Here is a 13,687-nt window from a genome sequence, read left to right as displayed (position 1 = left end):
TTTTCTCCTAAACGGACTGACTTTCCGCAAGCCATGCTGCACCACGACGACGACGGGCATCCACTTGTCGCCAGTATTCCTCGGACTGCCCCGTCGGACCAACACCGTCCATCGTGGACGGCCCACGAATTTTTTTTGCCTCTTCTGACGTCAGCACCATCAGTGGTCGCTCCCCCGCCTCGACAGTGCGGATCGCCTCAAGCAGAAGGCGCCGATAAACCACGATCCCTTTGTCCGTCTGACCCAGATGTTCTCGTGTACGATCCTGGATCGGTCCCTGTGATTCAATAGCCCACTGATCGTGCACGTTGATATCGTCTCCCATGCCCGTATAGGTCTTATGAGCCTGCTCATAAGGATCAAAACCATAGTCATTGAAACGGCCCACCCGTGGGCGGTAATCGGGGAGTGTATAAAGCTTGAGCCTTTGGGCACGCATCTGGTCCTTATCCACAGCGTTCGTAAAGCTCGTGAACATTGCGTACCAGTAACAGCTGGTATCATCGATAGGCACATGCCACTGCGTGATCGTCATTTCACTTGAAAGCGGAATAACAAACGCCTGTGGAAATAACACGTTCGTCACACGAACATGCGTGCTGACCTCGCTGATTTCGCGATAGGCCTTAAGCCGCAGCCCGGATGAAGTCTTTTCTACTTCGATAGTTGGGCAATCGAACTCACGTAACACCCTTGTCATCGGAATATCGCTATCCGCGGATGTCGCCCGGAACTGCCGTCCGTAAACACCTGACTGGTCATCATCCTCGAAAAAGCGATGCAAGAAACTAGCATGCGCCGGATCCATGCCGACCTCAAGTGCTTGGAGCCAATTGCACTCAATCAACCCCTTAAACGCGAAAACATGACTGTCAGGCGCGGTAAAGCAGTCCAGATCAGCAAAAGCTGGCGGCTCACCCTCACCAAGATAGGCGAAAATAATGCCACTCCGCTCTACGACAGGATAGGATTTTTGCTTGATCCGTTCGCATAGACGGCTGCCCTTCGGCTCTGCCGGGGTCTGCAGACAGTTTCCTTTCGTATCGAACAACCATCCGTGGAATGGGCATCGTAGCCCCCCATCCTCCAGACGCCCGAACGCAAGGTCAGCCCCTCGATGCGGGCAATCACGGTCTATCAGACCGAGTATTCCTTCCTCATTTCGGAAAAGAACGAGATTTTCTCCCAACAGCTTTACAGGGCGGATCGCTCGATCTCCATCAAGTTCCACCGTCAGAGCCGCAGGCTGCCAATACTGTCGAAGCAGTTTTCCTGCAGGCGTCCCTACGGACGTTAGCGTAATCAGTGCATTCTGTTCGCCGCTCATCATGGGAGGCATGTTCCTTGAAATTAGAGACAAGAGAACCGTCATGTTCAATTATAGAACAATATGTTCTTTTAGGAACGCGATGCTTGCAATAAAGGCGAAATAGACGCAAGCTCGTTTTGAAAACGGGACGATTCTGACCGTCTTTCTGGCCCTGTGATTAAGTTTCTCCCTATCGAACACCCCTGAAAGGCAGATTCATGCCAGAACTGATTTTTCGCCAACCTGATGGCACTAGCCGCCCAGTTACAACTGAGACAGGCGGCAGTGTGATGCAGGCCGCGATCCGCTCCAATATCCGCGGAATCGAGGCTGAATGTGGTGGCGCATGTGCATGCGCAACCTGTCACATCTATATTGCTCCGGACTACTTGGACTGCATTCCTGCTCCTCGGCAGGACGAGGAAGAAATGCTGGACGGGGTCTGCGCTGAGCGCAAAGAGGGAAGCCGATTGGCCTGCCAGATAACAGTTACTGATGCCCTTGACGGCATAACTATTGACGTTCCGGATCGGCAATACTGATGCCTACGGAAACCTTCTCCAGGAAAATTACGAAAACAGACTTCGGAACCGTCATCGTTGGAGCTTCACATGCAGGCATTCAGTGCGCCTCTACACTCCGGGCAAAAGGCTATGACGCTCCTATCACAGTCCTGAGCACAGAAACCCAGCTTCCATATCATCGCCCTCCTCTCTCCAAAAGTTATATGGCCGGCGCCACCAGTCCTGAAAATCTGGCTCTTCGCGGAGAGAATTTCTACGATACGGAAAACATCACACTTCGTCTCGGCGTCACTGCTGAAGCCATCATGCGTGAGGCACATCAGGTAAAGCTCTCCACCGGCGAGGCGCTCAATTATAGGACACTGGTCATCGCCACCGGAACTCGCCCTCGTCCGTGGCCGGGCGGTCCTTTTCCGCGGGGGGTTCATACCCTTAGGACATTTGCGGATGCAGAAACCCTTCGCCACAAGGTTGACACGACACCGGGCCCGATTGTCATCATCGGTGGCGGATATGTCGGGTTAGAGCTTGCTGCCACACTGCATAAAAACAAGCATCGCCACGTTACTATTATCGAGGCTGCCCCCCGTATCCTTGCTCGCGCAGCCTCTCCTCACCTCTCCAAACTCTTGCACCGGCATCATAGTATCGCTGGTGTGCAAATTCGTGTGGGAGTTGGAGTTGAAAGCTTTGAAAGCTTTGAAAGCACAAATAATACCATTGCCGGGGTCAGGTTAACTGATGGAACAGTTCTTGAGGCCGCATTCATCATCATTGGAATTGGTGTCATTCCCAACCAGGAATTAGCAGCGAATGCGGGGCTCTCCTGTAGCAACGGTATCGAGGTAAACACGTTTTGCCAGACCGAAGACCCCGATATCTTTGCAATAGGAGACTGCTGCCTCTTTCCGATAGCCAATACCGATACCAAAGTGCGCCTGGAATGCGTCCAGAATGCCCACGATCAAGCCAGAACAGCTGCATCCGCAATTATTGGAAATAGACAGCCTCATCAGGCCGTTCCATGGTTCTGGTCTGACCAGTTGGGCCTGAAACTTCAGACAGCAGGCCTAGTTCCGCATGAAGGCACCAGCATCGTGCGCGGCGCTCCGGAAAACGGACGAGGTGCCTTTTTCCACTTCGATACTCTAGGAAAATTAGCTGCCATTGAAACTGTGAACCAGCCCGCTCTTCACATGCAAGCCCGCAAACTTCTCGCTGCCGCCGTATCCCTCACGGAGGAACAGGTAGCCGATCCACTGTTTAATCCTATGCATTTTCTATAGCATAATTAAATTCCAAATAGAATTTTTTAGAGGATAGCTTTTATTTTTTTCTGGAGCACTCAGAAAAACTCGGAAGTCACATTCAGCTCCTTCTGCTTTTTACATATCAAGTACCAGCATAATACCAATTTTCTATTTTCGGGCTCTGCATGACACAACGATAACCTCGCTATTCCGCTCAGAGAAGATGCCCTTGGATCGAGAGAGCAATTTCTTTCAATCGAGGTAGAAACCTCTGCTTCATTTCTTCCAATGTTGCCAACTCAATGCGCAACCCAACATTCAGCGCCGCCACCACTTGGCCATCGTGTCTATACAACGGCACAGCCAGCGAACGAAAACCAAGCTCAGCTTCCTGATCTACCAATGCATACCCTTCTTTAAGAACATCCATAAGCCGCAGATGGAGGTGGTCCCGTATAGTAACCGTGAATGGCGTCAGGGATTCAACTTGCTTATAATCCAGAAGCTCTGCACGCTGCTCTTCGGTAAGGCCCGATATCAGAACCCGCCCTACAGCGCTTGAAAGTGCTGGCAAACGTAGCCCAATACCCTCACGCGCCATAGAATAACTGCCGCGTGAGGAGGCATAAGCAATCATAACAGCTTCCCAGCCGTCCAAAACCGCGACGGAACAGGTAGTCCCCATTTCCATACTTAACTCTTCACATACGGGCTGCATTATGGTTGAGACTGGATCTGATCCCAAATAAGCCGTCGCCAGCTTAAGAATAGCGGGACGCAGGGAAAACAGCCGTCCCTCCGATCGCATGTACCCCAAATGAACAAGCGTCAGGAGAGTACGACGCACTGTTGCTCTCGGCAAAGCCAACTTAGACGCAACTTCGCTCAAGGTCATTGATGGCTGCCCAGACCCAAAGGCATTGATAACGGCAAGTCCTCGAACTAGGGCCTCAGAAAAACCGTCTGCTTTTGGTTTTAAATTTTCCTTCGTCTGCTCCCTAATTTTCTGCACAGAAGACCCACCACCAAAAACGTTTAGCTTTGGTCTAGCATAGCTTACCTGACAAGCAGGATGCTAGTCACAGAGGAAATTCAGAACCTACCCCACACATCCAAGGGCTCCCGCAGCCGCAAGCGCGCAGGCTTCATCCAGCTCCGCACTTGCACCACCAACGCCTACGGCACCAAGGAGAATTCCGTCCCGGATAAGGGGGACGGCGCCTTGCGCATAGATCATGCGACTGCCCTCAAGCTCTGCGATCCGGTTCATGACGACTGAATCCGGAGGAATTCCTCCACTCCTGCAACGAGTAGCTGCCGCGGTGAGTGCTTTGCCCTGACAACCATAAATACTGGCCCAGTTTGATCCATCCATCCGGGCGAACGAGATCAATCGCCCTCCTGCATCACATACTGCTACACACACTGCGATTTCCAATTGTTGCGCCTTTTGCAAAGCTGCCTGCAATGCCATCTGGGACTGCTCATAGTTCACTGTGTTTATATTCCCTATCTTCCATTATCATTATTTAAATCAAATATTTACTGCGTCATGCAATATGTCTCACGAGAGTGTAAAAGCTGCCATCCTCCCCACAGAAACCCTGCAAGCGTATCCGCTCCCGAGCTGAAACCATGCGCGATCACCGCACAAAGAGCCCGCTGTCGAAGAGTTACAGTTCTCGAAAACCCTACCGCGATGAGTTTATGCCAGTCCTCACTGGCATGACCACACGCTGCTGCTTCCATGAAAGACAGTGAAAGGGTTGTCGTGTTTCCTCGCGCACCCAGAACGAGACTGTCACACACGAGATTCGGGACCGGTAGGATAATTCTCACTGCCATCATGACGCCACACAGGAAATCGTCTCCCGCAGGTGTCAGGCCCATTCCCAACCCTGCAAGACATCTGGCGCCTTCGATCAGCATTTCTTTTTCACGCATCACCAGTCCACATGCCAGTATATTGGCGCCTCCGCCAAGCAGATCCAACCGACACGGGTCATCAAGAACAAACGCAAGATAATCGGAATGATGGGAGAGGTTTCTGGCGTCCTCAGTAAGGAGAGCGAACATTGCCCTCTGCCGGTATTCAGCATGACGAACGGAGAGACCAGATGGCCACGACGGGGCGCCCTCCAGACAGATCGACACTGATCCCAAGATAAGTGTGCGGCCATCAAACCAGCCATCTTCATCTGACGATTGTATGATGGGCCATGGGTCCACAACTACAGAATAAGGCGTCATGCCGCCTCCCGAAGGCGATATGATCAGCATGGTCCGCTCGGCTTCCTGCCCGACCAGAAGGTAAACATGCCGGGGGAATATCGCCAGCACGCGGACAGGGCCTGCAATACCTGCCAGACAGTCAGTTGCGAAGGACGCAATCCGTAATACAGATTTCTTCATCATGCAGACACGTCTGCACCAGCATCCATAGAAACCATTTCATCAGGAACAATCCATGTTCCGGCCTCTCCAGCCACAATCTGGCTGATTTCGGACAGGGATCCGATGGCTGCACATTTTCCCGTTTTGCGAACAAAATTTATTGCAGCTTCAATTTTGGGTCCCATCGACCCCTTGGAAAAAGCCTGCGAGCTCAGTTGCTTAGGCGTCGCCTTCCTCAACAGGCACTGCGCAGGAGTGTCATAAGCTTCATATACACCGGAAACATCTGTTGCCATGATGAACAGATCTGCTGGAACATGTGTTGCGAGGAGGCTTGAGGCTCGATCCTTGTCAATGACAGCTTCAACACCTTCCATGATGTTGTCACCAGTATCAACAACCGGGATTCCCCCACCTCCGGCGCAAATCACCACAGCACCTTTTTCAAGAAGCCAGCGAATAGGACGATGCCACAGAATACGACGTGGCTGAGGGGAAGCTATGACACGCCGCCACATACGGCCGTCCTGTCGAAATATCCATCCATGCGTCTCGTGTAGTGCTGCAATTTCCGCCTGGTCGAAGGTCGGCCCTATGAACTTGCTAGGATCAGAAAACTCCGGGTCTTGGGCACTGACCTCCACTCGTGTCAAAATTGTCGCAACAGGCACATCATATCCTAGGATGTTGCCTAGCTCCTGCTCCAGCATGTAACCGATCATACCTTCGGTCGCTGCACCCATCACATCGAACGGATACCTCTCAACTCCCTCAAAAGCTTCAGCTTGCATGGCAAGCAGACCAACCTGCGGCCCATTTCCATGCGTCAGAATAATCTGATGCTCACGTGCAAGCGGTGCGAGGGACTGTGCTGCTGTTCGCACATTTTTCCACTGAGCTGAAATGCTGAGCGGTTCACCTCGTTTCATCAGGGCGTTTCCACCCAACGCTATCACCAGCTTCATAACAATCCTTACTTTCGCAATGGCCGGGCAGAGATATGTTCATATAATGCACAATAGTTTTTTATGAACAACTTAATTCACTACGGCACATTGTATCGATTACAAAATATTTTTCGGGGAATGTCTCTGACATACACGGATCACGCGCTGTTTTCGGAAGATGGAAGTGATTTTTTTCTCCACTACAGATGCGTCGTGAACTGCCTGGAAATCTTGATATCTAAACAGAAGACGAGGCATGGCAAACCTCACAGTTCGAGGATATGAAACATGACTCTGTATCGGCTTCTCAGCAGTAGGATGCGCTTGTGAGCAATCCCAGTTTAGAAACATCCGACAAACCTAAAGTTCTTGTCGGTTCTCTTGCCTATGGCCTCAACATCATCATGGCCTTCGACAGGGCTAATCCCCGCATGACACTGTCACAGGTCTCGGAAAAGACTGGAATGGATCGCGCGGGTGCCAGGCGCTATCTGCTGACACTGGCACATCTCGGATTCGTCATACAGGATGGGCGTTTATTCCAGCTATCTCCCAAAGTCATGGAGCTGGGTTACGCATACCTGTCCTCCGTGCCCCTTTCTGACAAGGCCCATTATTATCTGGATCGCATTCGCGATCAGACGGGATTTCCCGTTGCTTTGGGAATTCGAGATGGCTTCGATATCGTTCACATTGCCTCCGCCAACACGGATGAGTTCAGCTCACCCGCCTTAACCATTGGCCGCCGCTTTCCCATTGCTTATGCCTCTGCAGGACGATGCATTCTTGCACTGATGGAAAAGGCGGAACGAGACGCACTTTTCAAGAAAATCCGGCTTGAACCCATGTCTGAAATGAGTATCAGCACCATAGATGGCTTGCGTAAACAGCTTCAGATCATTCGCAAACAAGGTTACGCTCTAGTCGATCAGGAGATGCAACTCGGCATACGCTCATTGGCAGTTCCCGTGTTCAATACCAAAGGCAAGGTTGTAGCCAGCTTCAATACCTTCACCTTCAGCAGCATTGTTCCAACAGAGAAATTGATTTCAGACGCCCTCCCCGCGATGCGGGCTGCTGCAGAAGAAATCCAGACAGCCCTTATCTGAGCGAACCCAATATATCTCTTAAATGATTCGGTCCCCTGAACCATTGTAAATTCAGGGGAGCCTCTGACCAGTCTGTCACATTATTACTGACCACTATCGAGCACGGCCAAGACTACCGTTTTCGGGAATATCTGCATAATTCCGTGTCTTTGCTCCTCGTCTTATACGAAATGTCGCAAGTACATGCGCGACTTTCGCACAAAGCGTCATCAGACCGAAAATCTATAAGTTTTGAAACCGACATAATTTCTCCCTTGCAATCCTTCGCATCGTGTTTTTAATTCGCACATATGTTCGCATTAAAAACTTCATGAGTGAGAACGCAGTTATGAAACAGATCCGTATTGGCGTTCACTACGAACCTTCAAACATTGATCCGCATCTTGGAGCGGCAGAGCTAGCTTTGCAGATGACCAACGGCGTCTTTGACACTCTTGTAAATAAGACACCAGACGGCAATTATGTGCCTGGTCTGGCCAAAAGCCACACCATCTCCAACGATCAGTGCCGCTATACGTTTCATCTTCGTAGTGACGTCTTGTTTCACGACGACACCCTATTTACTGCTCACGCTGTAAAAGCGTCCCTTGATCGTGCACGTGATCCGGCTAACAGATCGCAACTCGCGGGTAACCTTCTGGGAAGCTACAGAGAATGCCGCGTTGTTCACGATCATTGCATCGAGATCATTCTTGATAAACCTTATGCACTTTTACTCGACGCCCTCAGTCAGGGATGGCTAGCGCCAATGTCTCTCAAGGCCATGCAGGAACAGGGACAAGGGTTCATGCATCATCCCATTGGCACGGGGCCGTTCCGTTTCGTGCGATGGGACAGTGGTAACTGTCTCGTTATACGCCGGAACGAGGCTTATGCATGGGGGCCTCCTGTTGTCGAAAACACAGGACCTCCCCTGATTGATGAAATCGTCTTCAAATTCATGCCGGATGATAAGGCACGCAGTGCAGCCCTACTCAGCAACGAAGTCGATGTCATTTACGCCGCCAACCCCGCCGACGCAGAGACTCTGTCCAGTCACGAGCAGACGACCGTCACGGTCTGGCCCATTCGCGGCATTCCCGTCAGCCTGATGCTGAACATCAAGCGTGCCCCCACGGACAGCCTGGCTGTCCGGCAGGCTCTGAGCCACGCTATTGACCGGGATGCTCTGGTCGCCAAAGTCTTCAAGGGCACTTTCAGCCGTGCTTACGGGCCTGTCTCACAGTTCACTTTGGGATATGAGCCTGGCGTGGAAAATTTTTATCCATACGATCCGGGTAGGGCTGCAGCCCTTCTCGATCAGGCAGGCTGGATACTCGGCCCAGACGGCAGACGCTACAATGATGGCGTGCCGCTGACGATAATTTTCTATGCTCTTCCTGTAAATTTTTACCCAGAATTCGGTAATATCGTCTCCCAACAGCTGGCAGAGCTGGGCATTGCTGTTGAGGTTGAACTCTGCACACCACCTGCATGGATCCGGGCGGGTATGCATGGCGATCACAACATGATTCCCCAAGGCAAATACGCTAGCTCGTCTCAACTTCTGGGTTTTGTCTATCACTCCTGCCACAGCAGACCGAACGGTTACGGCTGGAGTAAACGCGGACCAGAAAATTATCCAGAAATTGATCGAATGATCGACCGTGCAGAACTCTATCCAAACCCAAAGGACTATATTCCGATCTTCAAGCAGGTTCAGCTTGAAGTCATGAAAGCAGCATTAGCCATTCCCCTGCACTGCAATGCCAACATTGTTGCCGCCCATAATAGCATCAAGGGGATCCGCTTTGATGCCATCGGGTCCTATCCCCTCTTTCACGACACCGATATCCAGAAGAGCGAGCACTGAGCGATGCCTTCCAGAATTGTCATCCGCCCACGGGAATATCATGACTCCGTACGCCTTATGCGGGCTTCCGAAACCATCCGCCATGAAGCAGGTGTTACAGAGGCTATGACGATGATGGCTACGGCCAACAACAAGAAGATTCTGGCCACATCCGGCTTGCTCAGCGAGGACGTGCAAGCAGCCAAGCCAGATGATCTGATCATCGCCGTGAGGGCTAATACCGAAGATGCTGCAGACCGTGCCATTGCGGCCGCACAGGACTTTTTGTCACGCAAGACACAGAACGGCCAACAAGCTCTTCTACCCCGCTCCATCGAGGCTGCCTGCACCTTGCGCCCCGACATCTCCCTCGCTTGTATTTCTGTACCCGGAACATACGCATTCCGCGAGGTAAAACGCGCTCTTGAGTTGGGATTGAATGTCTTCCTGTTCAGCGACAATGTCAGCAGGGATGACGAACGCCAGCTAAAGGAACTCGCGGGACAAAGAAATCGCCTGCTAATGGGACCGGACTGCGGCACAGCCCTGATCAATGGCGTCGGTCTCGGTTTTGCCAATGCGGTGAAGCCAGGCCGCGTAGGTATTGTGGGTGCATCAGGCACTGGCACGCAGGAGATTTCTTCCCTGCTGGACTGGCTGGGCACGGGCGTCAGCCATGCCATTGGCACGGGTGGTCGCGACCTTCAGCAGGAGATTGGCGGACTGACAATGCTTCAGGGCCTGTCACTTCTTAATGCGGACGTAGACACGGATGTGATTGTCGTAACGTCCAAGCCCCCCCACCCCGAAATTGCTGACCGAGTCAGCGCATTCTGCGAAAGACTGAACAAGCCTGTCATCATCAATTTTGTTGGGCAGTCCCACACTGGAGAAAAAGGCAACATTGCCTTTACCCGCACGCTGGCAGAAACGGCTGTCACCGCCGCACGGATACTCAACCCTAACTGCCATCTTCCGCAATTAAGTGCCCCTGAGCAAGATAGCTTTATTGCAAGAGCGAAGGCAGCACGTCAGCCGTCCCAACGCTATCTCCGGGGTTTATATGCCGGTGGAACCCTCTGTTACGAAGCATTGTTCCTTTTGCGCGACCATGTGAGGGGTATCTATTCCAATCTCGAACATGGCCCCTTTGAGTTGACAGATTTGTTCGCAAGCCGCGAAAACACTGTCATCGATTTGGGAGATGATGCCTACACCGAAGGCCGCGCACACCCGATGATCGATCCCACGGTTCGTAACCAGCGCATCCTGACAGAAGCACGCGACCCTGAAGTGGCGCTTCTGCTCATGGATCTTGTCATCGGATATGGCGCTCATGAAAACCCGGCGGCGCAGCTCGCAGAGACCATCGTGAAAGCCCGGGAAATCACTCGAGCAGACGGACGTGAACTCCCCGTGATCGTCACCATCTGCGGCACTAGAAACGATATCCAGAATTACGCCAAACAAGCCGAACAGCTTCGTGCAGCAAACATTCTGGTAACTGGCAACAATGCGGAAGCCGTCATGATTGCTAGTCGCTATCTGGAGACACTCCATGACTGAAACGCCCAATCCTCTACTTAATGACAAGCCTCTCTGCGTAGTCAATATCGGCATCGAGCTGTTTGCCGATACTCTTAGGCAGCAATCCGTGGACGTGGTTCAGGTGCAATGGACACCCCCCGCCAGCCAGGACGAAGACCTTATGAGCCTACTCGATAGCCTGATCTGACCTATTTTTCCGAAAGCACACCATGTCTGGCCTAAAAACACGTATCGAAGACGCCAATGCCAAAACACTCGACATCATCCTGCGCGGAAAGCCGCAGCTTGTGGATGTCGCTCCAGCCATTGATGTCGTGCCGGGCATGATGCCCAATCTTATCATGCACTCTGGCCCAGCCATCGCATGGGACGACATGTGTGGTCCCCACAGACACGGCATTATAGGTGCGGCACTGTGGGAAGGCCTGGCAAACACTGCTGAAGAAGCTGAAAGCCGGATCCGTACAGGCGAAATTCTGACCGCTCCGTGCCATGACCATGTCTGCGTTGGGGCGGGGGCTGGCATTACCTCGGCATCCACCCCCATGCTGATCATCGAGAACACCACCTTCGGCAATCGCGCCTATAGCTGCATTTCGGAAGGTGGCGGCCTGCGCCTGCTGAAATGGGGCGCTTACGATGATACGATCCTGCAGAACCTAACATGGCAGGCCAAGGTGTTCGCACCGGTTCTCAGCAAGGCCCTTCAGACCTCCGGCCCGATTGATATCCGTAATATCATCTCGCGTGCGGTGGAAATGGGAGACGAGTGCCACAACCGCTCCATCGCTGCGACCTCCCAGTTCCTAAAGGAGCTTTATAGCCATCTGGTCATGCTGGACATGCCGACGGAAGATGTACGCGCCTCCATCAAATTCCTTGTTGAATCGGAACATTTCTTACTCCATGCCATCATGGGGGCTGCAAAGGCTATTCTGGTTCCGGCTGAGGGTATCGAGTACAGCACGATCGTTACGGCAATGGCACGGAATGGCGTGGATTTCGGTATCCGGGTCAGTGGCCTAGGAGGCCAGTGGTTCACCGCACCTGCCAACCCCGTGACAGGTCTGTTTTTCCGAGCAGAGTGGAACGATTCTAATGCGGCCCCGGACCTCGGCGACAGTGCCATCACCGAGACCATCGGCCTTGGAGGCTTCATCCAACCCTGCGCTCCTACCGTCACGCAATATGTGCAGGGCACCGTCCAGCAGGCAATTGCCAATACGCTCGAGATGCAGGAGATATGCGCCACATCCAATCCGGACGTCCGTATTCCATCAATGGATTTCGCACCCGGCCCGATTGGCATCGACATTCGCAAGGTCGTGCAGACTGGCATTACACCCCTTCTGGACACTGCCATCACCCACAAGGAAGGCGGCCTGATCGGTGCAGGTGAGGTGCATGCGCCCATGGGGTGCTTTGAACAAGCACTCAGAGCCTTCGGCCAGAAGATTGGGAGCCAGAAACCATGACCTCCCTGATCGACAAAATCAACGTCGCGAATGAGGAAGCATTTTCCCGACTGGTGTCGGCAAAACCCGTCTGGGTCGACGTCAGACCTGCCATCGAGGTTCTGCCGCACATGACCCGCGCCACTATTCTCCACGCAGGTCCGCCCATTGCCTGGCAGGATATGTGCGGGCCCCAGAAAATGGGCGTTGTTCAGGCTGCTTTGCATGAAGGCCTCACCGATACGGAAGCACAGGCCGAGGCTCTCATTACCGCAGGCGAAATCATTGTCGCACCCTGTCATGATTATGGGGCAGTTGGAGGCATGGCAGGTATCACCAGCGCTTCAAGCCCGCTAGCCGTAGTCCATGACCCCGTGCACGGGCACTATGGATATTCCCAGCTTTTTCAGGGACCAGCGGCCGGACTACTCAACCGTGACGATTACAACCGAGAAGCCCGAAAGCGCTGGACATGGCTCCAGACGGTTCTAGGGCCGGTTCTCGGAGCGGCCCTCCGCAGTACGAATGGCATCCCGGTCAAGCCCATGATCGCCCGCGCGCTCGAAATGGGAGATGAGTGCCACAACCGTAACAGCGCAGGCAGCGCGGTTATTCTGAACGCCATCGTCCTAGCTCTTTACGACACCTGCAAGGACCGCAGGCTGCTCCAGGAAACTCTCGATTACCTGAAGGTAAACGAGCAGTTCTCACTCTGTCTCTCCATGGCAGCGGGCAAGGCCATGGCCGATGCAACGAAATACATCCCCTATAGCACCATGGTTTCTGCGATGTGTCGCAACGGTGTGAATTTCGGCATCAAGGTCAGTGGTTTGGGCGATCAGTGGTTCACAGCTCCCGCCAACCGTATCGATGGACTATATTTTTCCGCTGAATGGAGCGACAACGATGCCGTTCCCGACATTGGCGATAGCAGCATTATGGAAACTATCGGATTAGGGGGACATGTTCAGGCCGCAGCCCCTGTCCTACAACAGTTCGTCAATGGTTCCTTCGCTCGTGCCACTACCATGGTTGAGGAGATGCAACTGATCACGATCGGACAGAGCGCTGAGTTCAAAATTCCCAATATGAACTTCACGGGGGCACCAACGGGCATCGATATTCGTAAAGTCGTCCAAACCAGCATCACACCAATCATCGATACGGCTATCGCTCACAAGAAAGGCGGAGTGATCGGTGCAGGCCAGACTCGTGCACCTTTTGACTGCTTTGCCAACGCGCTCCGGGCTTTCGGTACACAATACCGACCGGATTAATTCTTGGATGCTCTTTGGTCCAACCCGGCGAAGGCAGGACGGGA

Annotated in this window: 13 protein-coding genes; 8 read left to right on the top strand and 5 right to left on the bottom strand. The window is 52.8% G+C overall.

What is annotated here, in order from left to right; genetic code table 11:
* Positions 1 to 7: 7 nt before the first annotated feature.
* The gene (locus tag M2305_RS10890) at positions 8 to 1,330 is read right to left on the bottom strand and encodes an aromatic ring-hydroxylating dioxygenase subunit alpha (protein ID WP_211499274.1); all 1,323 of its coding nucleotides are present in this window, start codon (positions 1,328 to 1,330) and stop codon (positions 8 to 10) included.
* Positions 1,331 to 1,527: 197 nt separating this feature from the next.
* Between M2305_RS10890 and M2305_RS10885 the strand changes: the two genes are divergently transcribed.
* On the top strand, positions 1,528 to 1,851 hold the full coding sequence (locus M2305_RS10885; RefSeq protein WP_264649349.1) for a 2Fe-2S iron-sulfur cluster-binding protein: 324 nt from the start codon (positions 1,528 to 1,530) through the stop codon (positions 1,849 to 1,851).
* On the top strand, positions 1,851 to 3,119 hold the full coding sequence (locus M2305_RS10880) for an NAD(P)/FAD-dependent oxidoreductase (protein ID WP_264649348.1): 1,269 nt from the start codon (positions 1,851 to 1,853) through the stop codon (positions 3,117 to 3,119). The genes M2305_RS10885 and M2305_RS10880 overlap by 1 nt, the downstream gene beginning before the upstream one ends.
* Before the next feature lie 178 nt (positions 3,120 to 3,297).
* Here M2305_RS10880 and M2305_RS16300 read toward each other — a convergent pair whose 3' ends face one another.
* From M2305_RS16300 to arcC, 4 genes are all read right to left on the bottom strand, one after another.
* Complete coding sequence (locus tag M2305_RS16300; RefSeq protein WP_211499271.1) at positions 3,298 to 4,095, bottom strand: IclR family transcriptional regulator domain-containing protein; 798 nt, start codon at positions 4,093 to 4,095, stop codon at positions 3,298 to 3,300.
* Between the two features lie 87 nt (positions 4,096 to 4,182).
* Positions 4,183 to 4,578 carry a GlcG/HbpS family heme-binding protein gene (locus M2305_RS10870; protein WP_264649347.1) on the bottom strand — a complete coding sequence of 132 codons (396 nt, stop codon included), beginning with the start codon at positions 4,576 to 4,578 and terminating at the stop codon, positions 4,183 to 4,185.
* A 47-nt stretch (positions 4,579 to 4,625) separates the two neighbouring features.
* Positions 4,626 to 5,498: a DUF2877 domain-containing protein gene (locus M2305_RS10865; protein ID WP_264649346.1), complete on the bottom strand. Its 873-nt coding sequence runs from the start codon at positions 5,496 to 5,498 to the stop codon at positions 4,626 to 4,628.
* On the bottom strand, positions 5,495 to 6,442 hold the full coding sequence (gene arcC, locus M2305_RS10860) for a carbamate kinase (protein ID WP_211499268.1): 948 nt from the start codon (positions 6,440 to 6,442) through the stop codon (positions 5,495 to 5,497). Before arcC ends, M2305_RS10865 begins: the two co-directional genes overlap by 4 nt.
* A gap of 308 nt (positions 6,443 to 6,750) precedes the next feature.
* On the opposite strand from arcC, the gene M2305_RS10855 reads away from it, so the two are divergent.
* The 6 genes from M2305_RS10855 (at position 6,751) to M2305_RS10830 (ending at position 13,643) form a co-directional block, all read left to right on the top strand.
* Positions 6,751 to 7,533 (top strand): IclR family transcriptional regulator domain-containing protein, encoded by a 783-nt coding sequence (locus tag M2305_RS10855; protein ID WP_264649344.1) that lies wholly within the window; start codon positions 6,751 to 6,753, stop codon positions 7,531 to 7,533.
* Between the two features lie 328 nt (positions 7,534 to 7,861).
* A complete protein-coding gene (locus M2305_RS10850; RefSeq protein ID WP_264649343.1) occupies positions 7,862 to 9,385 on the top strand; it encodes an ABC transporter substrate-binding protein in 1,524 nt (507 codons plus the stop codon).
* Between the two features lie 3 nt (positions 9,386 to 9,388).
* Complete coding sequence (fdrA, locus tag M2305_RS10845; protein WP_264649342.1) at positions 9,389 to 10,930, top strand: acyl-CoA synthetase FdrA; 1,542 nt, start codon at positions 9,389 to 9,391, stop codon at positions 10,928 to 10,930.
* On the top strand, positions 10,923 to 11,099 hold the full coding sequence (locus M2305_RS10840) for a hypothetical protein (protein ID WP_211499265.1): 177 nt from the start codon (positions 10,923 to 10,925) through the stop codon (positions 11,097 to 11,099). Before fdrA ends, M2305_RS10840 begins: the two co-directional genes overlap by 8 nt.
* Positions 11,100 to 11,121: 22 nt before the next feature.
* Complete coding sequence (locus tag M2305_RS10835) at positions 11,122 to 12,387, top strand: YlbE family protein (protein ID WP_211499264.1); 1,266 nt, start codon at positions 11,122 to 11,124, stop codon at positions 12,385 to 12,387.
* Positions 12,384 to 13,643, top strand: a complete 1,260-nt coding sequence (locus M2305_RS10830) for a YlbE family protein (RefSeq protein ID WP_211499263.1) — start codon at positions 12,384 to 12,386, stop codon at positions 13,641 to 13,643. The genes M2305_RS10835 and M2305_RS10830 overlap by 4 nt, the downstream gene beginning before the upstream one ends.
* Positions 13,644 to 13,687 lie beyond the last annotated feature (44 nt).

This window comes from Gluconobacter cerinus (genome assembly GCF_025961355.1).
GTDB classification, from domain to species: Bacteria; Pseudomonadota; Alphaproteobacteria; order Acetobacterales; family Acetobacteraceae; genus Gluconobacter; species Gluconobacter cerinus.
Note: the sequence above shows the minus strand (reverse complement) of the source record. Positions and strands in the feature narration are given on the sequence as shown.

Excerpts from the sequence above, each read along its gene's own strand:
- M2305_RS10890 (WP_211499274.1), bottom strand. The coding sequence starts at position 1,330 with ATGATGAGCGGCGAACAGAATGCACTGATTACGCTAACGTCCGTAGGG.
- M2305_RS10885 (WP_264649349.1), top strand. The coding sequence starts at position 1,528 with ATGCCAGAACTGATTTTTCGCCAACCTGATGGCACTAGCCGCCCAGTT.
- M2305_RS10835 (WP_211499264.1), top strand. The coding sequence starts at position 11,122 with ATGTCTGGCCTAAAAACACGTATCGAAGACGCCAATGCCAAAACACTC.
- M2305_RS10830 (WP_211499263.1), top strand. The coding sequence starts at position 12,384 with ATGACCTCCCTGATCGACAAAATCAACGTCGCGAATGAGGAAGCATTT.
- arcC (WP_211499268.1), bottom strand. The coding sequence starts at position 6,442 with ATGAAGCTGGTGATAGCGTTGGGTGGAAACGCCCTGATGAAACGAGGT.
- M2305_RS10865 (WP_264649346.1), bottom strand. The coding sequence starts at position 5,498 with ATGATGAAGAAATCTGTATTACGGATTGCGTCCTTCGCAACTGACTGT.
- M2305_RS10880 (WP_264649348.1), top strand. The coding sequence starts at position 1,851 with ATGCCTACGGAAACCTTCTCCAGGAAAATTACGAAAACAGACTTCGGA.
- fdrA (WP_264649342.1), top strand. The coding sequence starts at position 9,389 with ATGCCTTCCAGAATTGTCATCCGCCCACGGGAATATCATGACTCCGTA.
- M2305_RS10840 (WP_211499265.1), top strand. The coding sequence starts at position 10,923 with ATGACTGAAACGCCCAATCCTCTACTTAATGACAAGCCTCTCTGCGTA.
- M2305_RS10850 (WP_264649343.1), top strand. The coding sequence starts at position 7,862 with ATGAAACAGATCCGTATTGGCGTTCACTACGAACCTTCAAACATTGAT.